General features: G+C 52.2%; 22 protein-coding genes and 1 pseudogene. 11 read left to right on the top strand and 12 right to left on the bottom strand.

What is annotated here, in order from left to right; translation table 11 throughout:
• Window positions 1-154: 154 nt before the first annotated feature.
• The 3 genes from ACIOYV_RS11900 to ACIOYV_RS11890 all read right to left on the bottom strand — a co-directional run bounded on the left by ACIOYV_RS11900 (window position 155) and on the right by ACIOYV_RS11890 (window position 1,462).
• A complete protein-coding gene (locus ACIOYV_RS11900; RefSeq protein WP_401323893.1) occupies window positions 155-382 on the bottom strand; it encodes a hypothetical protein in 228 nt (75 codons plus the stop codon).
• Window positions 383-762: 380 nt separating this feature from the next.
• Window positions 763-981: a hypothetical protein gene (locus ACIOYV_RS11895; protein WP_401323891.1), complete on the bottom strand. Its 219-nt coding sequence runs from the start codon at window positions 979-981 to the stop codon at window positions 763-765.
• An 85-nt stretch (window positions 982-1,066) separates the two neighbouring features.
• A complete protein-coding gene (locus ACIOYV_RS11890; RefSeq protein ID WP_401323889.1) occupies window positions 1,067-1,462 on the bottom strand; it encodes a hypothetical protein in 396 nt (131 codons plus the stop codon).
• Between the two features lie 180 nt (window positions 1,463-1,642).
• On the opposite strand from ACIOYV_RS11890, the gene ACIOYV_RS11885 reads away from it, so the two are divergent.
• The 4 genes from ACIOYV_RS11885 to ACIOYV_RS11870 are packed head-to-tail and all read left to right on the top strand — an operon-like array spanning window position 1,643 to window position 5,023.
• Window positions 1,643-2,182 (top strand): AAA family ATPase, encoded by a 540-nt coding sequence (locus ACIOYV_RS11885; protein ID WP_401323888.1) that lies wholly within the window; start codon window positions 1,643-1,645, stop codon window positions 2,180-2,182.
• 3 nt (window positions 2,183-2,185) lie between these two features.
• Window positions 2,186-3,859, top strand: a complete 1,674-nt coding sequence (locus ACIOYV_RS11880) for an adenylosuccinate synthetase (RefSeq protein WP_401323886.1) — start codon at window positions 2,186-2,188, stop codon at window positions 3,857-3,859.
• A 3-nt stretch (window positions 3,860-3,862) separates the two neighbouring features.
• Window positions 3,863-4,513, top strand: coding sequence for a DUF7002 family protein (locus tag ACIOYV_RS11875; RefSeq protein ID WP_401323884.1), 651 nt, complete (start codon window positions 3,863-3,865; stop codon window positions 4,511-4,513).
• A gap of 24 nt (window positions 4,514-4,537) precedes the next feature.
• Window positions 4,538-5,023 carry an NUDIX hydrolase gene (locus ACIOYV_RS11870; RefSeq protein WP_401323882.1) on the top strand — a complete coding sequence of 162 codons (486 nt, stop codon included), beginning with the start codon at window positions 4,538-4,540 and terminating at the stop codon, window positions 5,021-5,023.
• 422 nt (window positions 5,024-5,445) lie between these two features.
• Here the strand turns inward: ACIOYV_RS11870 and ACIOYV_RS11865 are convergent, their stop codons facing one another.
• From ACIOYV_RS11865 to ACIOYV_RS11850, 4 genes are read right to left on the bottom strand one after another with little or no spacing between them, the layout of a single operon-like run.
• Entirely contained in the window at window positions 5,446-6,186 is a 741-nt protein-coding gene (locus ACIOYV_RS11865; protein ID WP_401323880.1) for a DUF6602 domain-containing protein, read from the bottom strand.
• 48 nt (window positions 6,187-6,234) lie between these two features.
• A complete protein-coding gene (locus tag ACIOYV_RS11860) occupies window positions 6,235-7,173 on the bottom strand; it encodes an AAA family ATPase (RefSeq protein WP_401323878.1) in 939 nt (312 codons plus the stop codon).
• Window positions 7,173-7,688 carry a hypothetical protein gene (locus ACIOYV_RS11855; RefSeq protein WP_401323876.1) on the bottom strand — a complete coding sequence of 172 codons (516 nt, stop codon included), beginning with the start codon at window positions 7,686-7,688 and terminating at the stop codon, window positions 7,173-7,175. Before ACIOYV_RS11855 ends, ACIOYV_RS11860 begins: the two co-directional genes overlap by 1 nt.
• 13 nt (window positions 7,689-7,701) lie before the next feature.
• Window positions 7,702-8,667, bottom strand: coding sequence for a CBASS oligonucleotide cyclase (locus tag ACIOYV_RS11850; RefSeq protein ID WP_401323874.1), 966 nt, complete (start codon window positions 8,665-8,667; stop codon window positions 7,702-7,704).
• 195 nt (window positions 8,668-8,862) lie between these two features.
• Between ACIOYV_RS11850 and ACIOYV_RS11845 the strand changes: the two genes are divergently transcribed.
• Complete coding sequence (locus tag ACIOYV_RS11845) at window positions 8,863-9,186, top strand: helix-turn-helix domain-containing protein (RefSeq protein WP_063341190.1); 324 nt, start codon at window positions 8,863-8,865, stop codon at window positions 9,184-9,186.
• Complete coding sequence (locus tag ACIOYV_RS11840) at window positions 9,186-10,040, top strand: ImmA/IrrE family metallo-endopeptidase (RefSeq protein WP_401323872.1); 855 nt, start codon at window positions 9,186-9,188, stop codon at window positions 10,038-10,040. Before ACIOYV_RS11845 ends, ACIOYV_RS11840 begins: the two co-directional genes overlap by 1 nt.
• Before the next feature lie 529 nt (window positions 10,041-10,569).
• Here the strand turns inward: ACIOYV_RS11840 and ACIOYV_RS11835 are convergent.
• On the bottom strand, window positions 10,570-12,492 hold the full coding sequence (locus ACIOYV_RS11835; RefSeq protein ID WP_401323870.1) for a hypothetical protein: 1,923 nt from the start codon (window positions 12,490-12,492) through the stop codon (window positions 10,570-10,572).
• A 209-nt stretch (window positions 12,493-12,701) separates the two neighbouring features.
• Here ACIOYV_RS11835 and ACIOYV_RS11830 point away from each other — a divergent pair, with 209 nt between their 5' ends.
• Window positions 12,702-18,545, top strand: coding sequence for a DUF3320 domain-containing protein (locus ACIOYV_RS11830; RefSeq protein ID WP_401323868.1), 5,844 nt, complete (start codon window positions 12,702-12,704; stop codon window positions 18,543-18,545).
• A 116-nt stretch (window positions 18,546-18,661) separates the two neighbouring features.
• On the opposite strand, the gene ACIOYV_RS11825 is transcribed toward ACIOYV_RS11830, so the two are convergent.
• Together ACIOYV_RS11825 and ACIOYV_RS11820 are read right to left on the bottom strand one after the other, a co-directional pair.
• Window positions 18,662-18,907: a type II toxin-antitoxin system CcdA family antitoxin gene (locus ACIOYV_RS11825; RefSeq protein ID WP_401323866.1), complete on the bottom strand. Its 246-nt coding sequence runs from the start codon at window positions 18,905-18,907 to the stop codon at window positions 18,662-18,664.
• Window positions 18,908-19,232: 325 nt separating this feature from the next.
• Window positions 19,233-19,423 (bottom strand): annotated as a pseudogene (locus ACIOYV_RS11820) (hypothetical protein); the annotation flags it as partial.
• Between the two features lie 478 nt (window positions 19,424-19,901).
• Between ACIOYV_RS11820 and ACIOYV_RS11815 the strand changes: the two are divergent.
• The 3 genes from ACIOYV_RS11815 (at window position 19,902) to ACIOYV_RS11805 (ending at window position 23,717) form a co-directional block, all read left to right on the top strand.
• Entirely contained in the window at window positions 19,902-21,266 is a 1,365-nt protein-coding gene (locus ACIOYV_RS11815; RefSeq protein ID WP_401323864.1) for an MFS transporter, read from the top strand.
• A 62-nt stretch (window positions 21,267-21,328) separates the two neighbouring features.
• The gene (locus ACIOYV_RS11810) at window positions 21,329-22,318 is read left to right on the top strand and encodes a LysR family transcriptional regulator (RefSeq protein WP_401323862.1); all 990 of its coding nucleotides are present in this window, start codon (window positions 21,329-21,331) and stop codon (window positions 22,316-22,318) included.
• Window positions 22,305-23,717, top strand: coding sequence for an aspartate ammonia-lyase (locus tag ACIOYV_RS11805; protein ID WP_401323860.1), 1,413 nt, complete (start codon window positions 22,305-22,307; stop codon window positions 23,715-23,717). Before ACIOYV_RS11810 ends, ACIOYV_RS11805 begins: the two co-directional genes overlap by 14 nt.
• A gap of 616 nt (window positions 23,718-24,333) precedes the next feature.
• On the opposite strand, the gene ACIOYV_RS11800 is transcribed toward ACIOYV_RS11805, so the two are convergent.
• Window positions 24,334-25,218 (bottom strand): LysR substrate-binding domain-containing protein, encoded by an 885-nt coding sequence (locus tag ACIOYV_RS11800; protein WP_401323858.1) that lies wholly within the window; start codon window positions 25,216-25,218, stop codon window positions 24,334-24,336.
• A 102-nt stretch (window positions 25,219-25,320) separates the two neighbouring features.
• Between ACIOYV_RS11800 and ACIOYV_RS11795 the strand changes: the two genes are divergently transcribed.
• Entirely contained in the window at window positions 25,321-25,743 is a 423-nt protein-coding gene (locus ACIOYV_RS11795) for a hypothetical protein (protein ID WP_401323856.1), read from the top strand.
• A 36-nt stretch (window positions 25,744-25,779) separates the two neighbouring features.
• On the opposite strand, the gene ACIOYV_RS11790 is transcribed toward ACIOYV_RS11795, so the two are convergent.
• On the bottom strand, window positions 25,780-25,980 hold the full coding sequence (locus ACIOYV_RS11790; RefSeq protein WP_401323854.1) for a hypothetical protein: 201 nt from the start codon (window positions 25,978-25,980) through the stop codon (window positions 25,780-25,782).
• Between the last annotated feature and the right edge of the window lie 659 nt (window positions 25,981-26,639).

Genomic DNA, 26,639 nt, shown 5'->3' with positions numbered 1-26,639 from the left:
CCCGCTTTAGGTCGCTGTAGACCGAATTATGCAGCTTCTGGCAGGCGCTCAACTCGCTCCTAAGGGTCTGATCTGACCGAATGCTTCCTTCAGTACTTATGGCGTATGCAGCTAAATGCAGCGTAAATTGCTTTAGGTATGCCTAACGGGTAGATCAGCCCGGCTGCACGCGTTGTTCCAGGCTTCTTGGGCCAACGCGATTTTCTTCCGCGTAAGTTAACCCCTCATCGCTAAATTCAGCCTGAGAATTTCGGTTACGGAACTCGCCGCGGAAATCTGCGCGGGAGGGCCCTGGCAAGCGAGCGTTTAGTCGTTGAATCATCTCCGCATAGATAAATTCATTGAAACAACCTGATAGAGAAATGCTTTGAATTTTATTCAACGACCGCAATCTTTCCTCTGTGGACTATTGGAGGGCGCTCCATGAGTACGGATCTTTTCACCATTGAGTACAAGCTCCATGTTGATCAAAAGTTTTTTAGTATCCGAAATAAGATGAGAAGTAATGCGGATGCGTAACACTAGGCTAGCTGTGATGCGGGAGTGGTGCCCATACCAAAACCGGGCAGGCCTCCCCTCAAAGTTATCTCAAAGTTATCTCAAAGCCTCAAGCTGAAAAGTACGGCTTGAGTGACGTTAAGTGACGGCAGACCGCTACCTTGGTCTGGACGTAGCTCGCAGGCTCACGACCTGAGGGTTATTCAGCTCAAAGCTGTTGGTCGTTTGTGTCTACATATTGAGAGGAGTGCTTCACCGAGTGATCTAGGACTGGCGTATCTTCATAATGGAAGCTGTGATGGCTTGAGCATTTTTGTCCAACGTTTCCATCGCTGATATGGCATGAGCGGCGACATTGTCTACCCCATTTTCTGAAAGCCACTTGGTTATTTCTTCTATCGCCGCACCCAAAGCGTGTTGATTGTGCAGCAGCAATGTCAAAGCATCGGCCGTGGCGATCTGGCAGTCTGAGTTATTAGGCATGTCGGTCGTCCTTGAGAAATGACGCAAGAAACCTAGTTTAGATCCGTGTTTGCTGAGGATGGATGGGTATTCGTACAGGCCGGGGTTAGTCGTCAGTATCTGATTCAAGGGCTTTAGTTTCTGCATCCGCCGGCAGCGTATCGATGACGGTTACGCTCGCGCATGCTTTCAATAAGCGCTCCACATCCTTCGCGCTGTATCCATTGGCTTCAATGACAACCGAGCCTTCTTTCACTTGGACCATTACGCGGCGGCTTTTCCGAGCCTCGACCCAAGAGATGATCACTTTAGCAATGCCGTTCCAAGGCATAGCATCGCTCAGCGCTGAGATCATCTCGGTAAAACCCGAAGCCTGCGGCTGTCCTGAAAACTGCATCACGTTGGAATGGTGAATGGAGGCATCATCCAGCGCCGCAAGAAAAGAATCCCTACTGTGCTTGAAGAGGGTGAAGCGGATCGCGATTACAGCCTGGTCACTCATTGTTACACCCCTTAAACATAATTTATAAAAACGTCTCTATCTAACAATCGCGAAAGAGCGCCCACCTCGTTGTGAAGCCATTTGGTACCTGGCTTCGATCCACGAAGATCCGGGCCAAATTCACCAACTAAGCTACGCTTTATCGCTACATTGGTTTCGCAAGACAGGGATCGTCAAAACATGAATCGACTACTTCTCCTGAGTGGCCCGATGGCCAGCGGCAAGACGTCCGTTTCCGCCGCCCTGCAAGAGTTCCATGGATTTGTTCCGATCCGCAGTGGGTCCTTTCTGCGTGCGTACCTAGCTGCCCGGAGTGAGCCACTTGATCGTCATAACCTCCAAGAACTTGGCGATTTTCTCGACGAGGCCACCGATTTTTCGTGGCTCATAGAATCTGTAGCAAACCCAGCCATCCAAGCTCGGCCAGACGTCGAAAACTGGCTGCTTGATGCCGTCCGCAAGCCCCGGCAGGTCGAATTGTTCAGACTTCGTTTCGGCAGAGCAGTGAGGCACGTGCACTTGATTGCGCCCGAATCTGTTCTGCAGCAGAGGTACGCTGCTCGTAGCACGACCGGTCCCACCGAGTATAACAATAGCGTGCTGCATCCCAACGAGCAAAGTGCCCGTTCGCTTTCAGGTCTTGCGGACAAAGTACTCGATACGCACACGTACACCCCGTTTCAAATTGCGGATCAAATAATGGGAATCTGGGAGGAGTAGCACATGGAAACTCGGCAGATCGTCGTGATCAGTGGCAAGACCTGTAGCGGCAAAAGTGGATTGGCCAGCTTGTTGATGAAGGAATTTGGCTTTGCCGTGGTTGACGATCGTCGAGCCATTGATGATCCCGAGTGGCGCCTTCGCACGGCGCAACCCGACATGCCAGATCGCCGTCACGAAGCGAAAGACGTTGACCAGTGGATGCTCCGGGAAACTCAGGCAGTATGCGAACAGGCAGAGGATGGCCGACCGTTAGTGGTGGATCACCTAAATACGCTTGCGCAAGTACTGCATTTTCGACAGGTCTTCGGTGCAAACCTGGTGCATGTACACCTATACGCAAGCGACCCTACGCTACAAGGACGTTATGCAGAGCGAGTAGAGGGACAAGTCAATCCCTTGCCATATGACGAGGTTAATCCGCTTAAGGATCAGACCGAGATCCAGGCGCTCAAGGATGATGCCGATGTTCGTGTCTACACCGAACGCTCGGACTCAAATGACACTCTCGTGCGGGTTGCCGCCCGATTGCATTTGTACACACCGCCTGAAATCAGATGTGTGGATGTGCTGATTGGCGGACAGTATGGAAGCGAGGGAAAGGGCAACATCGTCTCTTACCTCGCGCGTGAGTACGACGTAATGATTCGCGTCGGTGGGCCTAATGCCGGACATACGGTAGCCAGCTCTGCCGGCCCTTACATTTACCACCATCTGCCTTCTGGGTCGCGGGACGTGACGGCTCGGCTGCTTCTCGGCCCTGGAATGACGATTCATTTGCCAGGACTTTTGAAGGAAATCGAGGAGTGCGGTATCGGCAAAGATCGACTTTTCATTGATCCACAGGCCACCATCATTGAAGAGGAAGATATTGGGACAGAGAGAGGCGGGCATCTGGTCTCAACCATTGCATCAACAGGGAGCGGAAGCGGAGCAGCTACGGCTCGGCGTATCTTGAGCAGGGGTAAAGATATCCGGCTAGCACGAGATGTTGATGAGCTTCGTCCGTACGTCGGCACTCCTGGGAACTATCACGGCTGCACGTCAGACCGATTGGAAGAGGCCTACCGCAGCGGCCATTCCATTTTGCTGGAGGGAACTCAGGGTAGCGGGCTGAGTATTTTCCACGGAGATTATCCTTACGTGACTTCGAGGGACACGAACGTTGCGGGATGCCTAGCCGAGGCTGGGATATCGCCCAGTAGGATCCGAAAAATCCTGATGGTCATTCGTCCCATGCCTATTCGTGTAGGCGACCCCGATGGTGAAGATGGCCACACCTCCGGGACGCTCAAACATGCGACAACCTTTGATGACATCGCAGCGTTCGCAGGCCTTGAAGCCCAAGCGTTGAACGCCGCAGAGAAAACCTCCACCACCAAGCGCAGCCGGCGGGTCGGATGGTTCGAATGGGATCAATTCCGAAAAGCATGCGCCCTGAACGCTCCGACGGATATCGTCCTGACATTTGCAGATTATTTGAAGTCATCCAACAGCAACGCGCGCAGGTTCGAGCAGCTTGATTCTGACACGATTAAGTTCGTCGAGGAGTTGGAGCGCGTTTCACAGGCTCCTGTCTCGCTTATAAACACCCGATTTTCCAGAGACCCCGACGCGAGGGATTTACGCTCTCTGATTGATCGGCGGAATTGGACTGCACGTTCTGACAGGAGATAATAGATGGATCTGGACAAGCTGATCGAGCTTTACCCTCGGGTTTATCACATGGCCGAACGTGGAGCTTGGGACAGTATTCGCACGCGCGGATTGATGAGTGCCACTGCAGTTCTGGATCACCTCGCAGTGGGAGATGGGGAGCGCGCTCAATATGAGAGTGAGCATCGTGGGCAAAAGATGGATGTGAAGGCAGGCGACCCCTCCAACATCGTGCTTCGTGATCAGAAACCCATGCCTGAAGACCGGCTGGTTAGAGCGCTTATGGGAGGAACAACACCACGTCAGTGGTACGAATTAATTAACGGTAAAGTGTTCTTCTGGGCCGAGGAAAAGCGCCTCCACGGTCTGCTCGGAGCCCGCGATTATCGAAAGCTTGAACATGATGTCCTGACGCTCGACTCGTCAACCTTCATCCCGGCATATGCCGAATCCATCTGGCTGTGCCGCATGAACTCGGGCAATACCTGGCCCATGCCTCATCGTCGCGGCACGGACATCTTCTGCAAAATTGCGGACTACCCTGTGAAGCGTTCTGGAAAACCCGTGAAGGATGTTGTTGAGCTAGTTGTCGATTATGCCGTCCCCAACATTGCTGATTATGTGGTGGAAGTTCGCAGGATGCAGGGCAGCGGGGTTTTGGGCCTCATTGGTTAGTGGTCATTAATGGAGCGGAGAAATATGCCGCGAAAGCGTTTAGCCGCTCGTTTATTGGTGATCAGCCCAAGCAATCGACTGCTGCTATTTAAGATTCAGTATCAGGTTGGGGTGTTGGCGGGCATGAGCTATTGGGCTACGCCCGGCGGAAAGCTCAGGGATGAAGAGTCGTTCGAAGCGGCGGCGGTACGTGAACTCTACGAGGAGACTGGCATTGAAGTGCCCTTCGTCGGTCGCTATATCGCACACAGGGAGTTTCTGTGGCAGATGCCTGATGGCGAGCATGTGCTCGCGGTCGAAAATTACTTTACGGTGCACTCGGGTACCGAGCAGTGTTCCTGCGCCCAGTGGAGTGCACGGGAGCGTGAAGCGGTATGTGAGGTGAGGTGGTGGTCGTCAGCAGAGCTTGCGGCGTGCCATGAAAAGGTTTTTCCGCAGGACCTGAACAACCTGTTTAGCGAGGCCTTGCTCATAGCGCCGGTTGAGTCTTGGCAGAAAGGTACGCGATGAGTCTTTTCGTGAAGCAAATGTTGTCAATCCGTAAGCCTCCGCCAAAGGTACCTTCTCAATCCTAGATGTAATGACGATGGTCTCCACCTAAAAATTGGCGGACACCATCGGCCTTAATGCTGAACTACAGTAGTTGAGTTCGACGCCCAATAACATCTTATGGGCGTCCGCTGCGTTGGTGGCATAAAATCCTGCAAGCAGCGAGGCAGACACCGCCCCATGGGTCTCTTCATCGCGACTCGATGGTCTTAGGAAGCCTTAATGGACAAAACTTTATTGAACATGCGTGAGGATTGACCATGGACTTTGAGCTGTTGAATGTGCCCGGTTAGCTTATCTTTTCTTATGCCTGACCTATACAAATCAGAGGCCATAAACTGTTTCCTTTTTACATGATTCAGGCAAGGCTATTAGCCATGTGGTCATTTGTTGATTACAGAAGCGTAAGCAGCCCAGTCGATTGCCGGGACCGTTCCCAGTGACTGGAGTCGAGCAAGCAGACGGAACAAAAAGTAGATGAGTGCGCCTTCGGACCCAACAACCTTTAAGGTCTCGTCGAAGCTGTCAAACGCACCGTCCTCCAAAGCGCATCCACAGTCCAACTTCTCCATATTTTCAGGCGGGAGGTGTTTTAGGAAATGCTCTCCTAGACCATCTGCCCAGCTCGATTTCGCGGCGACGATGCCGGCGATGATCGAAAACAGTGGTTTAGCATCGAAGGTTCCACCTGCGTGCGAGATGGGAACTGAGGTCCGATGCAGTTTACGCACCGAGGCTGCCTTATCACCGGCATATTCTATATAGCTCTTATCGAAATGCGGCTTTGACTCAAAAACGGCGTACACAGCTTCCACTGGGATGTATCGATGGTTCTGCTGGTCAAGCAGCGTTGGGGTGAAGTGACGGTCAAAAATAACTATGTCAATCTGGTCACTTCTGTTTCCTAGGCTGTCGATCACTAGGCCTGTGGCTACCGCATAGCGGTTAGGTAGATATGACCGGAAGATATCGATCCAGTGATCTTCATTCACTGCACCATGTGTACCAGCGTGTGAGATGGACTGAGCTGCACGCTTTAGCTTAATTGCTAGTTCTGTTTGCACATCGACGAAGGATTCCTTCATCCAAGCTGTGTCGGCAATGCGATCTTTTTTAGTGGCCATATTGCACTCATTCGCGATGCGATCGGTTTAAAGGTGTTTTGATAATGATCAGCTGACGTGATCCTGGAAAGGAGGTGTCGGATCCATCAGGTGCGCGATTTGTACAGCACGTCTAGGATCGACTGCGTGCGTAGGATAGGCGTCCAAGACAATGGACGGGATTAGGCGCTGACTTAGGTCAGAGAATGTGAACCCCGGAACGTTGCCCTCACGCGGACCAGTTTCTTTTACCAAGGCTTCTAGGATTGACGGTGGAATCTTCAGCGAACCTAGGCGCCTTGTTAGAATGTAGCGACGCTGCTCTTCATTTGGACGATTAAAGGTAAGTACTTCGGCTGCGCGGCGTCTCACCGCTGGATCTAATGCGTTTAAGCGATTGGTGCACATGATCACTGCCGCTGGAAGCTGCGCATTCGCGATTCTGTCGATACCGCGGATGAAGGCGTTCACACCTGCGCGATCTTCATGATGCATTTGCGCGTTTTCGCGAGATTGGGCGAGCGCGTCCGCTTCATCCACAAGCAATATGACTGCGCCCCGGGAGCTTCCCTCTCTCGATTTGAGTTTTTGGGCTTCCTCAATGGTGTAGTCAAACGCTGCTGAAATGAGTTGAGTCATTTCCCCCACGCGTCCTTGTCCACGAGTTGAGAGGCTCAGTGGGAAAAGGGTGATCGCTATTTTTTCTTGTCGAGCGACAGCATCGCCGATTGTTTCTGCAAGCTCGGTTTTGCCTGAGCCCACATCACCGGCCATGACAACGAGGGGAGGGCGACGTAACACGGTTTCCAGTAGCGCCTCGGAGCCAGGGTGGAACTTCTTCGCCCATTCGCTCAGTCCTGCGGAGTTGACCAGAAGGCCAAGTACTTTGGTCAAGCGCTGCTTCTGTTCATCTAGCCCTACGAGTCTCGCTAAACGTGCTTGCGGCTCAAAATCGGGGTAATTCATCCGGTTTTCGAACAGTTCATCCAGTGTAGGTTTAGTGCTCATTAGTAGCTCCTGACGGTCGAGCGGTTGAGGGAACGGCCACCGGAGGAGTAAGAGCGATCATCGACAAGATAGCCGCTAACACCAGGTGCAGATGCAGTTCCGCGGGAGAATGGTCGGTCTCGTTCTATGGCATCCCTTTCGCTTTGCTGTGCGAGTTCCCATGCTGAGCTATACGTCAGGAAACTATAAAAAGTCGCACCTGTAATATCCGCCCCAGGGCGAATGCGGCCAGGGGAGTCGTCGGTGCCTGTGCTGGAAAGCTCGGATGCTGAGTAGGTGAGAGTGGGTTCGATCCAGTTTCCTGCACGCTTGTATCCGTAAGTCACTGAGCTAATAAAGCCGGCTTTTAGTAGCAGTGCCACTTCCTCTTCATATTCCCCAATGTGCTGAGTGCTCGGCGACCCATAAAGGCGTTGGAGTCGCATTAGATCCGCCGCAACCTTCGATGCCATGTGTTTGGCGTGGGTGAGAGTAAATGTTTGGGTTTCCGCAGCCGTATAGCTATAGGACGACATATTGCTACCTCACTCACACTTGGAAAGAAGCCCCGAAAACCTTTTGCCAGTAACCCACGGTTAGCTGCTTGTTTGGAGCGTATAGAGCCGCATCGATCGCATCGCCGGCGTCCAGAGCAGCTTCAATGATTACATCGACATTTTGCTTCGTATAGAGACGTGCAACGTTGTTATCGGGGTTTACAGGATCAATGATCTGTACTGGATCGCTGAACACGCCGACTTTTGAGGTCGGGTAGTTGTCTTCGAAGAAGATTTTTTCCCGTAGCTCCGAGCGTGCGATGTACGTGAAGAAGGCCTGAAGGGCTTCGGGGTAATCGGAAAAGTCGACGCCTTGGTCGCTGAGTTTTGCCAAGATCATTTCGATCATGAACGACTTGAAGCGAAATCCGTCGCGCTCCTGTTTCATCAGCCGGGCCCAGTATTTCACAAGCCTTACGATTTGCGCGTAATGAGTAGGCTGTGCCTGCTTACGCTTTTTTGCGAAGGCCAAATGCAATGGGATGCTGGTTTCCAAAAAAGAGCCGTCATCCTGGCTGATCAGATTGCCACGCCATTCAGGCAGTCCCGAATACAAGACAGGAACGATGTCGACGTCCAGGCCCGAACCGCGAAATGAAACAGTTACGGAATAGGTTTGTGGAACGACTTGATCAGGGCTGAAGTTCGGAAAAGCCTTACGGAGTTTTTCCGCCAAGTAGTCGAGTAGCGCCTTGGTGTCATGTGGAGCGTCTGATCCACTCACATAAACAGCGACATCGATGTCGTTCAAGGAGCGCAAGGCGGTGCCTTTCGCCAAGCTCCCGGAGACCATCATCCGCTTCAACGAGAAATCAGGGTGATCGGAAAGATAACCTTCCAGCTTGTCTTGCAAACGCCCCGCCTGTTCGCGATATGCGCTAGCCTTGTCCTTGGGAAGGTTAACTTTTTCTTCAGCGAATCGCGCGATGTCTCGGTGGTCGACGTGCTCTCTGGACATACCTGCCCCCTGTAGGAATTGCTTCAACGAAAGGCAGGACGACTACACCTACACAACGGGTTATCGGCTAGCCTGATAAAAAGTTCGGTATAGCGAACTTTTTGTAAACCTACTCCTTTTGTCGCGGTTGTCAAACGCTTTGTTCGGAACCGTGGTAGTATTTTTCCGATCACCATCAAAAAGGGAGGCTCGATCGTGACAACCCGTCTCGGCGAAAAGCTTCGCGATCTGCGCAAGCAGCGTGGGCTGACCCTAGAGAAGCTGGCGGACATGGCAGGTCTGAGCAAAAGCTATCTGTGGGAACTAGAAAATCGTGAATCTCAGCGGCCATCCGCGGAGAAATTAACTGCACTTGCCGATGTTTTAGGCGTTGCGACACCGTATTTTTTTGAAGAAGATGTTCGCGCTCCACAGGAGCGACATTTAGATGATGCGTTTTTCCGGGGCTATAAAAACCTCGAACCGGACGCGAAAGAGCAGCTACGGAAAATTTTGGAAACCTTCAAAAAGGGATCTTGATGAGCGAAGGGCAGGTATGGACACCTCAGAAAGCGGCTAATCGCCTGTCCAAAATAGTCGAAGCCGTCGGTAATGCTCACGGTGGCAACCGATTTCCCGTAGACGTACCGATGCTTGCACTGGAAGCAGCCAACATTTTTGGCTGGTCCGACCCCATCTCTGAGGTCACCCCGGTTGATATCAAAAGCTTCGATGGCGCGTTGTTTCCAGATGATGGACGCAAGAAATGGATGCTTCTATTCAACAGCGCAATGTCATCCCCAGGTCGCATTCGCTTTACCCAAGCTCATGAGTTAGGGCACTACATCTTGCACCGTCAGATGCGGGAGGCTTTTCGGTGCAGTAGTGATGACATGCTCGATTGGGAGGAAAAAACGATCGAGGCGCAGGCTGATCTCTTTTCATCCTATCTGCTTATGCCCTTGGACGATTTTCGTGCGCAGGTCACAACGGTGATCGACCTCGAATTGCTCGGACACTGTGCGGATCGATACGGCGTGTCGTTGACAGCTGCCGTGTTGAAATGGATTCAGTACACCGAAGAGAGTGCAGTCCTTGTGTTATCTCGTGACAGTTATATGCAATGGTCATTTTCGAGCCGCCAAGCGGCGCGCGCAGGTGCTTTCTTTAGGACGCGGAAACAATTGGTTGAGGTGCCGGCTGGTGCTCTTGCGGTCGCCCCGGGAGTGAAGCATGAGCGGCGGGGTATCGAGTTACCCGCGAAGATTTGGTTTCCTCACGCAGAAGTTGGAACGACTGTCCGGGAGATGAAGGTGTCCTCCGATCAGTATGACTACGTGCTTACTCTTCTCTATTTACCTCGATCAGCATCAGTATGGCGACCATTCGATTGAGCAGAAGACTGTCGAATTGTTGGACTAGTCAGTTTTGCCGTTCGGTAAATCTTCATGTGTTTCACGAAGTCATCAGTACATAGGTGACACCACCATTGCCATCAGGACGCTCGTCGATCTTTTTTAGGGGCATGTTGCTCGCATGGTCTGGCGATAGGAATAAACGCTCTACCTGGCTCGCTATGCATGGGGAAATCGTCACAGAGCTGTATTTCCAACAGTCCGATTTTGATTTCACCTGAGAATAATAAGATGATCGGATGTGAAATTCGGGCTCATGTTCCACGTCGGATTCACCTGAGGGCAGGAGCCTGCGAGCAACTGCCCGATCTCCTTATCCTCTGGCTACAATTTTCACCATCAGTGATCTCTCACCAGTCAGTTAGGCCACGAAAAAAACATCCACTTTAATGTCTGCGCATGGCTGTCTCCGCAGTCAGCTTGATACGCCGTCAAGGTGAGTGGCCCCGCTTTGCGCGATGCGGTTTCATCAGGCTGGCTCATGCGGTCCAGCGGCTTCCCTCACCCATTACTCCATCCAAATACGTTTCGAGCTGTAACTTTCGTAATTCAATATCAACGAAAGACGATCTTTATGAGTGTCTGGAAGATAGATTTTTCCAGACGCCCGCGTGATGGCTGTGTACAAGAATGCGAGCTGCTTCGACAGCGCAGTGTTTCCACGCAAATCTGAAAAATAGTAAAGGTCTTCTGAGATTGCCATCTTTTTGAATTCGAAATTCTTGACTGTATATACTGTTGCAAGCAAATAACGCGATGGCAAATCGTGACTCAATTCGCTACGAGGAGCGTGTTGGTAGAGTTCCGCCACACCATATTTGACTCCAACCGTTTCTAGCCAATGCTCCACTCGGTTAAACGATTCATTCCAGCTCATTACTTTGCGCAGATCATCCCAAGTTCGGAATTGCGAAATCGCCTCATGTTCCGCCCGATCATTATGTTGATACAGTCCAAGACATCCATTCAGGAATGACTCGATTTTTCTCATCCAGTCGACGACCGCAGCCCCTTTCTTCATTTCGCGGTTTCGAATCAACCAGTCAAACAGGCCCCACTCGTCGGCGACCAAAATGACCGTAGGTTCAGGAGGGAAAGACTCAGACGGGTAGGCTGCCACGACCGTTTCTTTCGATTTATCGGCGACAAAGGGCATTGCACTCGCTTCGGGAAAAGCGGCTATGAGCGGATTCACAAAGTCTGCCAACGCAGGTCCGGCGCGTAGTGATATCGCCATGTCATGGTGGCGAATGTTGGCTTTGTGACGAACGTAGCGACCTTGTAAATTTTGAAATCTGTCCCCTAACGAAATTACTGTGTGCCCCGATTCATCTAGCAACTGAACCACAGGTCCAGTTAGATCCTGCGCCTCATCAACAAGGATCGTGTCCGCGTATTCGGGTATTGGAAGTCTCGCCAAAGCAACCTGCTTGATTCGGTGATACCCGCGAACTGGAAGACGGTCAGATTCGATATCGAGGCAGGTCATTCTCATCCAAAGTTTCGCCGCTGCCGCTGCGACTGCTTCTTGCTCAATCGACGATAGCCATTGTAATTGCTGACGAGGTATGTGCTTTCTCGTGATGTACGGATCGGGGGATGAGCAAAATTTTGCGAGCACTCCCCAGCACAGCGCCGCGACTTGGAAAGCATTTCGCTTCCCAATCGGCCCGAGTCCAACCTGCTCCGCGAGCACCGAATATGGGATCTGGATACGTGAAGCAGCGGTCATTTTATTCTGGAGTTCTCTGTTTCCCCTAGCCAACAGCTCCACCGCCAAATCTTTGAAGGTATTTGTTTGTATTTGTTCTTTTGAAAATCTTTTTTCTATTGGCTGAAGCTTGGGCCTTGTGTCAGCGAGAAGCATGAATCGCCGTTCTGGCATAAGCTCCAAAATCTCGCCGATAACGAAAGTCTTTCCTGTTCCCGCGTGAGCCTGCGCTTCTATCGAGTCCTTCTGGTTAGCGCGGATGGTATGGATCATCCGCAACTGGTGATCGCTCACACGCACGATCCTGCCATGAGGCCGGACATGCTCATGGCTCAAAGCCCCAATAACGATTTGTTGCCTTTTGGCGTAGTCGAAATCCCAAGAGCCGTCATGGCGAACGTAATTACGACTAGCGATCGCCTCTTGGCTCATGAGGCCGATGCCCAATGAGGGAGCCAGCATGAGGCCGGCGGTAAATCCACTTCGATTGAAATGGCTAGTCAGCGTCGATTTCAGCAATTCGATGTCACGAGGCAAAAGGTTGGCGAACGACCTTTCCATATCCAAAGGCGTGCGCACCGTCAGCTTGGGTAGCTGGTGCAAATACAATATCGCTGCGATTTCATACCGCGATAGAAGCGCGATGTCCGGACTATCACCCCGAGAAAGCGCGGCGCTCAGTTCTTCACTGACCGGTAGGTACCAGCTTGGTTTTGTCATCAAATTCGATCATCAAAGGCAAAATATGCATTCCATAATGCCATGATTCGGCCATTACAAACTGTTAGGTCGCTTCATCCCTCTCGTCTGACTAATAGGATGGGATTCTGCGATAAACAAATTCCCAACCAGTGAGTAGTCATGGAGTATACGGGGCTATTTTGCTGCCTCTTCATGAGGCAAACGCTGACAGCTTCAGGAGCCCGTGGATGAACATCAAGATTGAGGCGCTGATCGCTCGTAAGATCGGCTTCGCTTCCCACCAGAATGCCATTCCGCTTGTGCGAGAGTTGAGCATTTGGAACCAGGAAGAAGTAAATCTTGAAAATCTGGTACTGACTTTAAGCACTGACCCAGGTTTTGTTGAAAGCCGAACTTGGCATCTTGACCGTCTTCATGCGGGCGATCGTCTCAACATTTCTGAACGCGACATCAAGCTCAATGCTGGCTACCTGTCCGGGCTGAGTGAAAGCTTGAGCGCCGATGTGGTATTGCGATTGTCCCAAGGCGACAACTTGCTCGTCGAGCAGCGCTTTCCCACCGAGCTGCTCGCTCGAACTGAATGGGGTGGCTTGAGCGCCATGCCGGAGTTGTTGGCAGCTTTCTGCATGCCCAATGACCCTGCGGTAGACCGAGTGCTCAAGTCAGCGTCTCAGGTCTTACGGCGTGCGGGGAAGAAAGACGGTATTGATGGCTATGAAAGCAAATCGCGTACGCGCACTTGGGAGCTTGGCTCCGCCATTTGGTCTGCGGTGTGCAGTTTTCAATTGAGCTATGCATTGCCTCCAGCCAGTTTTGAGCAGCAAGGTCAGAAGATCAGGCCGCCAAGCGTCATTCTGGAAAACGGCGTGGCGACCTGTCTGGATACGGCATTACTGTTCGCAGCGGCTTTGGAGCAGGCAGGATTGAACGCCCTGCTTGTTATGACCAAGGGACATGCGTTTGCAGGCGTTTGGTTGCAGCCGCAAGAGTTTTCCCAGCTGCTGACCGATGAGGCATCGGCAGTACGCAAGCGTCTGGACCTCAAGGAAATGGTGGTTTTCGAAACCACCCTGGCTACGCAGGCGCCCGCGCCTAGCTTTTCCCAAGCTGTCGCGGCTGCTGAGCGACAACTCGATGATGAGCAGTTCATCATGGCTATCGATTTGCACCGTGCTCGGATGCAGAAGATCCGCCCAATGGCGCTAGTGTCATCAGTGAATGTATCTGATGTTGCCGATGATGCTCAGCCGGCGGCTGAAGGTTTGGAGGAAGCCCCAGCACTCCCAGGATTCGATGTTGAAATCAACGAGAGTACCGAAGGTCCTGCCGGCAAATTAACTCTGTGGCAACGCAAACTTCTTGATCTCACCACTCGCAACCGACTGCTGCATTTGCCAGACAGCGCGAAAGGCGTGCGTCTTCTCTGCCCGGATCCAGCAGCACTTGAAGACCTTCTTTCCAGTGGCCAGCGCATCCGTGTGGTGTCAGTACCTGACCTGAACAGCAGTGGCCGTGATGTAGCCGTATACGAGCAGCAGAATAATGAAAGTTTGGTCGACGAAGTCGCCCGTCAAGCACTCGCTCGGGGTGAAGTGCTAGCCAGCCTGGAGAAGACCAAGCTTGAAGCAACCTTGATTGAGCTGTTCCGAAAGGCGCGCAGCGATTTGGAGGAGGGCGGGGCAAACACCCTGTTTTTGGCCATTGGTTTTCTTAAGTGGAAGAAGAGCGCAGAAGATCCGAAGACCTACTCCGCGCCACTGATATTGCTGCCAGTGAAGCTTGAACGCAAAAGTGCTTTGTCCGGGGTGACGCTGACCTTGCTCGACGAGGAGCCGCGCTTCAACCTGACTCTGCTCGAATTACTACGACATGATTTTGAGTTGGTGATACCCGGGCTCGATGGCGAATTACCAAGCGATGAAAGCGGCATCGACGTAACGGGCATCTGGAATATGGTGCGGCGAGCTGTACGCGATGTACCTGGATTTGAGGTGAGCACCGAACTAGTTTTGGGCACGTTCTCATTTGCTAAATATTTAATGTGGAAGGATCTGAACGCCAATGCGGCGCAGCTACTGCGAAGCCCTTTGGTTAAGCACTTGTTGGAACCTAGCGAAGCAGGCGAAGGCTTCTCCGGCTCAGACGAGTTTCCTAGGCCCGAGCGTCTGGACTCATCAGTAACGCCTGCTCAGCTTTTCGCGCCATTGCCAGCTGACTCTTCGCAGTTATCCGCCGTCGTGGCATCTGCCAGCACTCATAGCTTTGTAATGGACGGGCCCCCGGGCACCGGTAAGTCTCAGACGATTGCAAACATGATTGCGCACAACCTCGCGTTAGGGCGTCGCGTGCTGTTCGTGGCAGAGAAACGGGCGGCCCTTGACGTGGTATATCGACGCCTGACAGAGAAGGGGCTCGGCGAATTTTGCCTGGAGCTGCATTCGAGCAAAGCGTCCAAAGTTGAAGTTCTCAAGCAGCTGGATCGCGCATGGGATGTACGCGATGCATTGAGTGCCGAGGATTGGGAGCGTGAGGCTGCTCGACTGCAAACACTGCGGTCGCGACTTAACCAGTTGGTGGAGGTCCTTCATCGTCGCTGGCGCAACGGTCTTTCCCTGCATCAGGCGATTGGTCGTGTCGTTCGTGATCACGGCCCTCAGACGCCGAAACTGGCTTGGCCACCAAGCAATGAGCACGATGCTGCCGAGTATGGGCAGTTACTCGATCTCGCGCGTCGGCTTGGGCTTAACGGTGTTGCCGCGCGCGACCTGTCAGGTAAGTTCGGTGCTCTGGCGCAGACACAATGGTCGAACGCCTGGCAGGCACAAATTGCAGACGCCTCACGTGAGTTGCCACAGGCCCTTGATGCGTTAAACGCTGCAAGTGAGAGGCTTCTTGACCTGACTCACTTGGCGTTGCCTGTGACTGAAGCCACACAGGCACAGCAGCTTCATGATTTGATAAGCCTGGTCGTTGAGTCCTATGGGATGAACCTTTCGTTCGCGTTTGCACCAGATGCGGTCACGCGTATCGAAGCAGCGCGGCGTGCTTGCCAGTTGATCGAGAACTATCGGGAGCTGGAGGAAAGCCTGTCACTGAATTACGACGATGAAGCTTGCCGTCGAATACCCCTAGAGGCAATCCACAGTGAATGGCGAGACGCAGAGGGCAAGTTCTGGTTTCTCGCTACTTTCGCCAAGAAAAAAGTAGCGAAGAAACTGGCCTCAATAGGTGGTGCGGCCGGTCTTCCGGATACGCTTGGTGACCTCTCGATTTTCGAGCGACTGCATTCGCAGCTAGTGGAGCTGGACACGCTGGCAAATGACATTCAGGCGATCCCTGGCTGGCAAGGTTTGAAAAGCGATACCGCCCGTACGCTACGCGCCATAACATTGGCTGAAACTCTGCGCGGGATGCTGAGTGGGTTGGCCGAATCACCTGATCACTTGGTTTCATTGCGCGGCGTAGTCGCGCGTCTGGTCATCGATGCGAATGAAGTGTTGGCGCCGGGTGGGCAAATCAGCGCAGCGTTATCGGCATTGCATCAGGCATTGTCTCGCTATGAAGAAGCCGCTCGGCTATTCGCTGGATTGGCTGCAAGGGACGCAGACACGCATCCAAGCGTTGCAGCGTTGCTGGCTACGTCACTTTCTATTCAGCAGCAGGAAGAGCAACTCAAGGCTTGGTGCGACTGGTGTCGAGTGCGTGAGCAGGCGTGTGAAGCCGGACTTGCAAGCCTCGCCCAAGCCCTGGAAACAGGAAATCTAATTCCGTCCGCAAGCGAGGAAACGTTTGTCACGGCCTATGCCCATTGGTTTGCGACACACGGCATCGACAGCGAGCCGCTTCTGAGGAAATTCGTTGCCGCCGAGCACATGAGTGACATCGGTGCTTTCGTTCGCCTGGATGATGAAATCGCGAAGCTGACGGTTCGTTATATTCGGGCGAAATTATGTGGCCTGATCCCTTCAAAGAATGACATCCCTAAAAGCAGCGGCTTTGCCATTCTCAAGCATGAATTGCAGAAGTCTCGCAGGCACAAACCAGTCCGGCAGTTGGCGATCGAGATGGGTGATGCGCTTAATCGTCTAGCCCCCTGCATGCTCATGAGCCCGTTGTCTATTGCACAGTTCTTGCCTGCCGATCAGCCTCCTTTCGACTTGGTAATCTTCGATGAGGCTTCGCAAATCGCGCCATGGGATGCAGTTGGTTCGATAGCCCGGGGTAAGCAAGTGGTTATCGCCGGTGACCCGCGTCAGATGCCGCCTACAAACTTTTTCAGCCGCGGCCCGAATGCCGGTGACGATGACACGGCTGAAGACATGGAGAGCATTCTTGACGAATGCTTGGGTGCTGGAGTACCGAGCCACAGTTTGAGCTGGCACTACCGGAGTCGCCATGAAAGCCTAATCGCGTTCTCCAATCACCGTTACTACGACAGCAACCTCATCACCTTTCCCGCGGCGGAAACTCGTGCAAGTGCTGTCGAGTGGCGAAGGGTTGAGGGCGTGTACGCAAAAGGGAAAGGGCGTTACAACCAAGCTGAAGCAGAAGCCATCGTCAGTGAGACCGTCAAACGCCTTACTGATCCTGAGTTCGTAGCTGCCGGTCATTCGATTGGTATTATCACGCTCAACTCTGATCAGCAAAAGTTGATCAACGACTTGCTGGACAACGCCCGTAAGCAATACCCACAAATCGAGCCTTTCTTTCAGGACACCCAGACCGAACCCGTTGTCGTCAAAAATCTAGAAACGGTCCAAGGAGATGAGCGAGATCTGATCATGCTCGGGATAGGCTATGGCCCAACCGAGCCAGGTGCGCAGGTTATGTCGATGAACTTCGGACCTCTCAACAAAGACGGTGGATGGCGCAGGTTAAACGTTGCTATCACACGGTCACGTCGAGAGATGTTGGTATTCACGTCCTTCGACCCGTCGATGATTGATCTGAACCGTACCAATGCTCGCGCAGTCCGGGATTTGAAACATTTCATCGAGTTCGCCCAGCGCGGTCCAAAAGCGCTTGCTGAGGCGATCCAAGGATCCGTGGGTGGTTATGACTCGCCATTTGAAGAGGCTGTTGCTCAAGGGCTGCGTCGTCTTGGGTGGCAAGTAGTTCCACAGATTGGCGTGTCGCGTTTCCGCATCGATTTGGGCATTGTTCACCCCGACCGTCCAGGCGACTACTTGGCTGGTGTCGAATGTGATGGCGCCACATACCACAGTGCCGCCACCGCTCGCGATCGCGACAAAGTGCGAGGCGCGATTCTCAGTGGCTTGGGCTGGAACCTAGTGCGACTTTGGTCCACGGAATGGTGGGTCGATAAGGAAGGCGCCTTACAGAAGCTCCACTTAGCTCTGAACAACCTTCTGGACCTGGCCCGAGTAGCTACTCTTAGCGGTCAGGTAACGGAGGCGCCACAGGCCGCTCCGATTCTTATCGATTTCGCAGCTGACTCCACTGTTAGCGAAGAGCATTTCGAAGCGCCGGTTGCTTCTGCGAGTGAGTCGCCAGCGGAAATCGGTGAAGTCCGAATCGCGCGTGCTCATACTGATCAGTCAGTGTCTCTTGGACAGAAGGGTGAGTACCGAGTCACTGATCTTTCTTCCCTTGCGCCCCTAATTCAATCCGAGCAGTTTCACTCGCCTGCTTACAACTCGGTGCTCCGTCAGATCATTGAAGAGGTGTTGCGCCAGGAAGCGCCAATTCTCGACACGCTCTTAGTCCAGCGTATCGCTCGCGCGCACGGCTTCCAGCGATCCGGACGGCTGATTCGAGACAGAGTGCTGGAGTTGGCTGAACAACACCATCACGTCCAGCAGGCGGGATTTGAGGAGGTGTTCGTCTGGCACGCCAAGGGCGATGTAGTGGAATGGTCTACATATCGTATTCCGGCATCAGCCAATGACGCGCGTTCAATCGAAGAAATTGCAGCGGAAGAATTGCGCATCGCAGCGAGCATTATCGATGCAGGGGATTTAGCTCTGGAGGTCGCCAGGTTGTTAGGCGTCAAACGTCTCACAGGCGCGGCGCGTAAACGTATAGAGCGCATTCTAAGCGAGAGTATCTGATTGACTCATCGTGGTGACCTTCAAATGACTGAACAGGTCACTTTGCACATCAAGCAACACTGGTACGGCAGCCTCCGTGACAGCATTGGTGTTTTTATTAACAGCGAACTCAGGCATCAGAAGCTCCGTACGTCGTCGCTGAAAACACCGTTGGTTTCGACATGTTCGTTGTATGCATTTATAGCCTTGCGATTCTCTTCCAGCCATTGCATGCACTGAATCTGTTTAACGACCTCGATCAAGGCATACTCAAAAGTTGCGGAGAGATTGATACCTAACTCCTTGGCTTTATTCAGCAAGTCTCCATTAATGCTTAGGTTAGCAGTCCGTTTGGGGGCATGGACGCTGTAGGCGGGGGACATGGGTCTACTCTTGTGTTCGTATGGCTATAAATTATGCGCCGGCGAGGGTAAGTTTGCGCTGACGGAAATGGAACAAACACAGCAGGCTGGTCCAGCCAATTAAGGCGCTGAGTTGGTGGAAATAGGTTCGAGGGTTGGCCGTAACCATGCCGTTCACCACGCCAAAGCGCAGCAGCGCCTGTATGGAGTCCGTTGGCCTTCATACTTGCGCTGTCTTCTGCTGTTGCTTCTGGCAAAAAAATCGAGAATGTCGGCGGGCTTTACCAGCATTGTTTGGCCCGTTGCGGTCGCCGCTAGGATTAGCCTGCGTGCCATGCTCGGTTACCCAACGCAAAGTTTCATCAACATTGTCTGATCCACCTTAGGGGCGTTAAGTCGGTGACTGACTTCGCCGGAGGTTTCTTGCTGCCAATAGGCTACACGGCCATCGACCCCACCGGCTGGTGTGAACTTGATGCCGGTCTCCCAGCCTTCATTTATCGAGAATGGTAGATCGGTGTCCCTTGGAGGAACATTTTTGGTCGCTACACCAGTGCGCAAGGTGTTCCTTGAGCGTTCACGGTTCCCAACGTGAGGGATGAATCTTCGCTTTTGCTTGTTTCGGCCGATGCCAAGGGCAGCGGGTTTATTGTAAATGATCAAGCGACATCAGTGGCCACTCGGAGCGGGACACTGTCACGGTGATGGGGTGGTGTGACCGGTGATGATACCTTTGCGAACACTAGACTATCGCTAAATTTTCTAATCATATCGCCGTCATCATGACCGCCAGTTGCGTGAGCGATAGGAGGACCCATGTGCATGGTCAGCACCTATGGATCGCACAATTCGACGAAATTAATCGGCAAGAGGATAAGGAAAAACGCACACTAGTATTACCTATTATGATACTGCAACTACATATGCTGAAATGCTAATGATGAAGCCATAGACTCATTACGTGCCCGGCCACCGCGCCGGATCCAACAACTATAAAAAGTAAGCGGAGACACGAATGAGCAAGCAAGTATCGTTCGAAGACCTACCGCTGACCCGCTTCCATATCAGGACGGTGTTCAGCGGTACCGGTGGACAATTCAGTGATGGCTTTGTACTGGGAATTATCGGCATCGCTGTCAGCATGGCGGCGGGGCCGCTGCAACTCACAGCGTTGTGGATGGGGTTGCTGGGCGCTGCGTCGCTCGCCGGCCTTTTCTTGGGGAGCTTGATCGGAGGCCCCCTTGCAGACAAATACGGGCGTAGGACTATTTTCGCCTGGGACATGCTGTTGTTCGCCATCATTTCCGCCTCCCAATTTTTCGTCACCTCACCAGAACAACTGCTGGTGTTGCGTCTGCTGCTGGGCCTTGTGCTGGGTTTCGATTATGTCGTCAGCAAGTCGTTAGTCACTGAATTCGCCCCGCGTCGGTATCGTGGGCGGCTGCTGAGCATCCTCGCGGTTGCCTGGGCAGGCGGCTATGTCGCCGCCTATCTCGTTGGCTTCGCGGTACGCGATATTGGCCCCGATGCCTGGCGCATTATGCTGGCGTTGAGCGGCGTTCCCGCGCTGCTTATCCTGCCGTTGCGCATGGGCGTTCCTGAGTCGCCGATCTGGTTAATGGCTCGTGGGCGTACCCAGGAAGCCATGGACATCGTGCACAGTAAGTTTGGGCCCAATGTCAGCCTGCCGGAGCCAGTGAGTACACCGAAGAAAAAAGGTGGCAACTGGGCTGAGTTGTTCAGCAAGCGCTGGCGCAAGAACACGGTGGTCGGATGTGTCTTCTACACCTGCCAGGTTATTCCGTTCTTCGCCTTGGGCACCTTTTCTCCAAGAGTCTTGGAAGCATTGAACGTCGGAGACAAATTCGTCGGTGGTCTGGTTTACAACGTGCTGCTCATGCTGGGCGCAATCCTCGGCTTATTGTGTATCGACCGAATCTCTCGTCGCGCATTTCTCGTCGGCACTTTCTACCTGAGCGCGTTGAGTCTTGGGGTGCTCGCCTATGCCGGCTTCGGCCCCTTCGGAACGATTCTGGCCTTTGGCCTTTTTGCCTGCATTCTAGCTGCCGCGGTGAATCTCGAGTTCGTATATCCCCCCGAGCTTTTCCCTACCCATCTGCGTGCGTCCGGTATCGGCCTTGCAGTTGCGTCTAGTCGTTTCGGCTCTGCGTTTGCAACGTTCCTGCTGCCTATTGCCGTGCAAAACCTCGGGATCCATACGGCTCTGGGAATCTGCGTAGGCGTCTTGATATTTGGCGGGGTGTTCTGCCATCTGTTCGCACCGGAAACCAGCACAGAAGATCTCTCTGGCGTAACGCCTGACGGACACGGTCTAGCGACAGCCTTCGTTACGCCAACCGCAGTCCGAGAGGGGAAGTGACGGGCGAGTAGGCGATCGTCACACTGAAGTTTTTCAGACCTGATAGAGCGAGCACAGACCTAATGACAGTGAAAAAACTCATCGACATGTATGCGGTTCAAGTGTTCATCGCAGTGGCCGAGGAAGGCAGCATGTCGGGTGCAGCTGCACGCATGGGGATTTCGCAGTCGGGTGTTTCGCAGATGGTCCGCCAGTTGGAGGAAGAGCTGGGTGTGATCTTGGTAGATCGATCCTCTCGCCCTCTAGTCTTGACCACTTTCGGAATAGCGCTACGCAATCGCGGTTCAGTATTGAGCGAGGAAATTCTCCATCTCAAGGCACAAGTCTTGGATGCCGGGCGTGGGGTAAAGCCCGACCTGCGAATCGGCCTTGTCGATTCCTTTGCTTCGACCTGCGGTTCGGTCTTCACGAAACGACTGTTGGGGAAAGTTGCGCAGTTATCGATTCGCACCGGCTTGAGTCCGCAGCAAGGGGAGGCGCTGTTGCGCCGTGACTTGGACCTGATTGTCACCAGTGATCCGCTCATGGATGCCAATGACCTGATCCGCTATCGGCTATTTTCGGAAAAATACTTTGTCATTACCCCCAAGGATTTGAACAAGAGAATCGCGACCATAGAAGACATACGGGCAATGGCCAATGTCATGCCCGTTGTCCGCTTCAACCGTGGTTCACAGGTGGGATTGCAGATCGAGCGCCATCTCCGCAGCCTGAATGTACGAGTGCCCAATCGGCTGGAGCTGGACAACGCCGACGCCTTGACCTCGATGGTTGCGGAAGGAATTGGTTGGGCTGTTACGAGCCCGATGTGCTTTCTCCAAGCATCCGCCTGGGCCGACAAGGTGAACGTACACCTGACCCCCGAGCTAGGGTTCGAAAGGTCCCTCTATCTCGTGGCTCGAAGAGATGAATACAGCGCTTTTTTTGCAGATGCCTGCGAAACGGCGCGTGAGGTGGTTCTCAACTCGTTTTTGCCACGGCTGCAGTCCATGGGTAGCGGAGTTGAGACATTAATAAGTTCTGACGAGGGCAACACTCTTGAATACTTTTGAATCCAAAGAATACCGTCTGGAACACGACTACGTAGGTGACGTCCAGATCGCTGCAGACAAACTCTACGGCGTGAATTCGGTGCGTGGTTTCGATAATCTCACCGTTTCTCCGTTGACTATCGCTCATTACACCGAGTTTCGTAATGCGTTCGCTCAGTGTAAGTGGGCGGCGGCCCTTGCGAACCTGGACAGCGGCGTGCTGGCGGGTGAGCAATGCGATGCCATTGTGCAGGCCTGTAAGGATGTCATAGACGGCCAATGTGATGAGTCGCTGATTGTCGATCTACTGGAAGGCTCGGGCGGTACGTCCACCAACATGAACTTTAATGAAGTGATTGCCAACCGTGCCCAGCAGATAATGGGGCATGCGACGGGCTCCTACGAAATCATCCATCCGAACGACCACGTCAATATCTCGCAGTCGACCAACGATGTTTACCCGGCGGCGATGAAGATTGCGACCTACGCAATGTTCGGGCCCCTGATCAGCGAGGTCGAGTTGCTTGCCAAACAGTTTGATCAGAAGGCTGAACAGTTTGCCGATGTCCTGCACTTGGGCCGTACCTGCTTGCAAGACGCCCAACCTATGCGTCTGGGGCAGGTATTCTCCGGTTATGCGTCACTCACCCATCGCCTGGCTGCAGAATTAGTCGACGTACGTGACAAGCTGCGCACACTACCGCTCGGGGGCACTGCGATCGGCACTGGCTTTGGTGCGCCGCCTGCCTACAGGGCGTTCGCTTTCGCGCACCTGGAGGACATCACGGGGGTCGCGTACCAAGCACCGTCAAATCCCTTCGATGCGATGCAGAATTTGGACGTGTTTTCCCGGGTGTCCGCAGAACTGCGCACATGCTCCGCCTCGTTAGCAAAAGTTGCCTCGGACCTAACGGTATTGTCATCGGGGCCAGTGGCTGGTATTGGCGAGCTGACGTTACCAGAAGCCCAGGCGGGCTCGTCGATCATGCCGGGCAAAGTCAATCCGGTACTGCCGATGGCAATGATTCAACTGAGTTTCGCGGTAATCGGTAATGATGTAGCAGTCGCTCAGGCCGTTCAATACGGAGAACTGGAAATCAACCATTTCGAGCCTGTGGTTGCCTCCCGAGTATTCGACAGCATCACGTTGTTGACCAACGGCATCCGACGGTTTCGTGAGAAGTGCGTAGCGGGGATCACTGCAGATGTAACGCGCAATGAGCAGCATCTGACTGAATCAATGGCTGTTGCCACTGCTTTGGTTCCGACGCTCGGCTATGCGCAAGTAAGTAAGCTCGCTCGTCAATCGGTGGCCGAAGGTCGTTCACTTCTGACGATTCTGGAGGAGTCCAAGATACTGTCTCGGGCGGAAGCGATGGCGGCTATCGACCAGGCGTCATACCCTGTCTTCGTCAACTGACTCATTAATTAAACGATCCCCGTCACTGACGCATTTTGCGCGCTGTGGACGGCTCGTCCTCATAACTCCAACGCAAATCCCGGGGCTATACGAGTGTAAATGCGCGACCAACCGAACACTCAGGGTGTTCGGTTGGTCCAGAAGCAAATGGGTGCAGCCCCACTCAATGATCAGATTATTTGAAGTAAGAAGGTTGAGTCCGAGTTCATTTGGTCGTCAACATGTCTATTTCTGAAGGTAATAGTCCAGTGTTTTTGCGATAGTGTTTGTACTTTGCTGCCCATAGTATTGATTTACTCAAGATGTACCTGAATTTGCGGTTATTTTTTTCTGCTCGTATCGGGGGTTTGGGCGGCAATGGAGGGCGAGTCCTGGCTTGTGGTAAACTTTCAATCAATAGATTGAGAAATCTACTGACAGTCAGTTGGTACTTGGTAAGATGCCGTGTGCAGTCTTATACTGTAAGATGACTTTAACTGGTCAGTCCGGCGCATCCTGCATTAGAAAATGCTCTCGCAGGCCCCTCAATGGAGGACAAATGATTCTACTTTGATAATTTTAGATGAGCGCACAGGAGGTGTAAAAAAACAAGGGGTCGGTCTTTCGTATTGAAAGTTTAAGTTTGAGATTTAATCAGGTTTATAAGTTTCACAACTGCTGGGTCATCGCTGTGTGACTCAGAATAACAAGCGTAGTACCTCTTTCCACTTGGCACAATTAAACCAAATGGCATAACCAATCGTTTTGAATTCAACCTTTCCACTGCCATAGACGGGTCGCCTATGACTACTCCAGCTGATGCTTCAGCCGCAGATAGTGCCACATCTAGAGTGTCGAAAAAAATTGAATGAGTGGATACATCTGCCTCGACTTTACTGCATTCTAGCCAAGTAGCCCACTCATTACCTGGTTTAGACGCATGGAGCAAGTGTTGGCCTCGAAGTGATAATCCGCTTTCTGCAATGCTCGCCATTACTGATTCGGAGCACATAGGCGTCAGGAACTCAGGGAAAAGCTCTGTACAAATAACACCCTTTGTTTCCGTGCGACCTCTCATGATGGCGATCTCTAATTCACCCTCGTTGAGCAAGGTTATGTCTTGACTTGTGCTGTTGATTTGTATTTTTTGGTCATTAAAATCTTTTTTTATCTTTTCGATTCTCGGTAGCAGCCATCTCAATGTAAATGTTGATGGCGCGGAGATGGTGATCTGCTTAGGTAGGTTTGGCTCCAGTGTTTCGTATTGCTCGAGCACTTCCAATAAGCTTTTTGAAACCGACAGAAAATGTTGTCCATGCATAGTTAGTTTCAAACCATCAATGGAACGTTCAAAAAGTACGACGCTATAATGTTCCTCGAGTTGTTTTATTTGTTTGCTAATTGCACCTTGAGATCTGTGGAGGAGTATCGAGGCTTTATTGATGCTCCTCAATTCGGCACATATCCCAAAAGATTGAATTGCCACTAGGCTTGGTAACGATTTAAATATTCTGTTTTTCATGTTGTACCGTTTCCAAAACGACATACCCGTTATCAATTATTTTACATTGCCAGCGTGATCGATGTCTAAGTATTATAGATCTAATATGAACAGGAGTAAAATATGAGCCTTTCAACTGTTACTGGTGTCGCTTCAAGAATTGATTTGGAAGCCTTGGTGGGCGTTTATCTTTTAGAGTTGGAAAAGTGTACTCCGGATACTATTTGTCCACTCTTTACTGCGGATGCAGATATTTTTTCTCCCTTCCTTGGGTGGATGAAGCCTAGGCCGTTTTTTTCTAAATTACAAGATACATCGGGTCCTAGCTCCATTACTCCGATCGATATCTGTGTGAGAACAAAAGGGCAACTGCGTGCTACTGGTTATTTTAAGTATGACTGGGTGCTGGGCGACGGTTCTAAGGTGCCGTTCGAATGTGTAGACGTTTTTGAGTTTAATGAGGCTGGTCTAATCACGAAGATGATCATTGTTTATGACACCCATCCCATTCGTGAGGCTGTTGGGGATAAATACGCGCACAACTAACCTGCGGTCTAGCATGTTGCTTGCGACGTATATTGATCATTGAAACTCACGGCCCGCAGGCGCCAAATTTTCCCAATCGACGTCGATGCTTTGCCGTGGAGTTTCATTCAAAAGTGTTTTGAGTTCATGCTGGATTGGGTGCGGAACTGGTTCGGGGGCTTCAGGTTTTGAGACTTTTGGGCTGGATGTTGACGATGCCCCTTTTTTCCTTAAGTGTTTCGTTTTCTGCGCTGACATGGCACACCTTCCTAACGTTCATGTGCAGTGAGGCCTAGAAGAGTTTTGAATTCCGGTTTCGTAAAGAATAGATCAACAGAAAAGCCAGGAGCGGTTTAATTCTTGCTGCATGCCTTTTCAGGAGGTTGATCGCAGACTCCGGACAAACAGTGGCTCAACAAGGGCTGCAGTCAGGTCAAAAGCGTAATCGAGTCGACTCACATAAAGTCTGGCGATTTATCAGAATGGCACGCATCTGCCGAAGCTGGAGATAGTCTTGGCGCTGCTCCCTTAATGGAGAGCGGAAGGAAGAGACCGCTTAATGAAGCCGCATTAAATACCAATAACAGAAACAGTGAGTTTGAACGTTGGAAGCATGAAGCCTTACGGGAGGAAATGCAGAACAGGCTGAGCAACGCGCCGGATATGATGCGAGTCCGAAAACGTACGGCAGAGCATCTCTTCGGGACACTCTAGTAATAAATGGGCGTTACGAATGCTCTGATAACGAAGTCTGAGCGGAGTAAGTGGGGAGATGAGCTGAATGACCTCAACTACAATTTTAAGCGGGTCATGAAAATTTCGGTACCAGCGGTTTTTATGAAGGCGCTATCTGCCAGAATAATTCTGTAAACCAATGCGACGCCTAGTGACGCACGATGGTAATTAGCTGATCCGAG

This window comes from Pseudomonas sp. NPDC087342 (genome assembly GCF_044744265.1).
Lineage (GTDB): Bacteria > Pseudomonadota > Gammaproteobacteria > Pseudomonadales > Pseudomonadaceae > Aquipseudomonas > Aquipseudomonas nunensis.
This window is presented reverse-complemented; position numbering and strand designations above follow the sequence as displayed.

What these genes read in the sequence shown, in the direction of transcription:
- ACIOYV_RS11850 (WP_401323874.1), bottom strand. Translation starts at nt 8,667, where the DNA reads ATGTCCAGAGAGCACGTCGACCACCGAGACATCGCGCGATTCGCTGAA.
- ACIOYV_RS11795 (WP_401323856.1), top strand. Translation starts at nt 25,321, where the DNA reads ATGAGCCTTTCAACTGTTACTGGTGTCGCTTCAAGAATTGATTTGGAA.
- ACIOYV_RS11840 (WP_401323872.1), top strand. Translation starts at nt 9,186, where the DNA reads ATGAGCGAAGGGCAGGTATGGACACCTCAGAAAGCGGCTAATCGCCTG.
- ACIOYV_RS11815 (WP_401323864.1), top strand. Translation starts at nt 19,902, where the DNA reads ATGAGCAAGCAAGTATCGTTCGAAGACCTACCGCTGACCCGCTTCCAT.
- ACIOYV_RS11800 (WP_401323858.1), bottom strand. Translation starts at nt 25,218, where the DNA reads ATGAAAAACAGAATATTTAAATCGTTACCAAGCCTAGTGGCAATTCAA.
- ACIOYV_RS11885 (WP_401323888.1), top strand. Translation starts at nt 1,643, where the DNA reads ATGAATCGACTACTTCTCCTGAGTGGCCCGATGGCCAGCGGCAAGACG.
- ACIOYV_RS11855 (WP_401323876.1), bottom strand. Translation starts at nt 7,688, where the DNA reads ATGTCGTCCTATAGCTATACGGCTGCGGAAACCCAAACATTTACTCTC.
- ACIOYV_RS11790 (WP_401323854.1), bottom strand. Translation starts at nt 25,980, where the DNA reads ATGTCAGCGCAGAAAACGAAACACTTAAGGAAAAAAGGGGCATCGTCA.
- ACIOYV_RS11880 (WP_401323886.1), top strand. Translation starts at nt 2,186, where the DNA reads ATGGAAACTCGGCAGATCGTCGTGATCAGTGGCAAGACCTGTAGCGGC.
- ACIOYV_RS11825 (WP_401323866.1), bottom strand. Translation starts at nt 18,907, where the DNA reads ATGTCCCCCGCCTACAGCGTCCATGCCCCCAAACGGACTGCTAACCTA.
- ACIOYV_RS11890 (WP_401323889.1), bottom strand. Translation starts at nt 1,462, where the DNA reads ATGAGTGACCAGGCTGTAATCGCGATCCGCTTCACCCTCTTCAAGCAC.
- ACIOYV_RS11875 (WP_401323884.1), top strand. Translation starts at nt 3,863, where the DNA reads ATGGATCTGGACAAGCTGATCGAGCTTTACCCTCGGGTTTATCACATG.
- ACIOYV_RS11865 (WP_401323880.1), bottom strand. Translation starts at nt 6,186, where the DNA reads ATGGCCACTAAAAAAGATCGCATTGCCGACACAGCTTGGATGAAGGAA.
- ACIOYV_RS11830 (WP_401323868.1), top strand. Translation starts at nt 12,702, where the DNA reads ATGAACATCAAGATTGAGGCGCTGATCGCTCGTAAGATCGGCTTCGCT.
- ACIOYV_RS11810 (WP_401323862.1), top strand. Translation starts at nt 21,329, where the DNA reads ATGACAGTGAAAAAACTCATCGACATGTATGCGGTTCAAGTGTTCATC.
- ACIOYV_RS11860 (WP_401323878.1), bottom strand. Translation starts at nt 7,173, where the DNA reads ATGAGCACTAAACCTACACTGGATGAACTGTTCGAAAACCGGATGAAT.
- ACIOYV_RS11895 (WP_401323891.1), bottom strand. Translation starts at nt 981, where the DNA reads ATGCCTAATAACTCAGACTGCCAGATCGCCACGGCCGATGCTTTGACA.
- ACIOYV_RS11835 (WP_401323870.1), bottom strand. Translation starts at nt 12,492, where the DNA reads ATGACAAAACCAAGCTGGTACCTACCGGTCAGTGAAGAACTGAGCGCC.
- ACIOYV_RS11870 (WP_401323882.1), top strand. Translation starts at nt 4,538, where the DNA reads ATGCCGCGAAAGCGTTTAGCCGCTCGTTTATTGGTGATCAGCCCAAGC.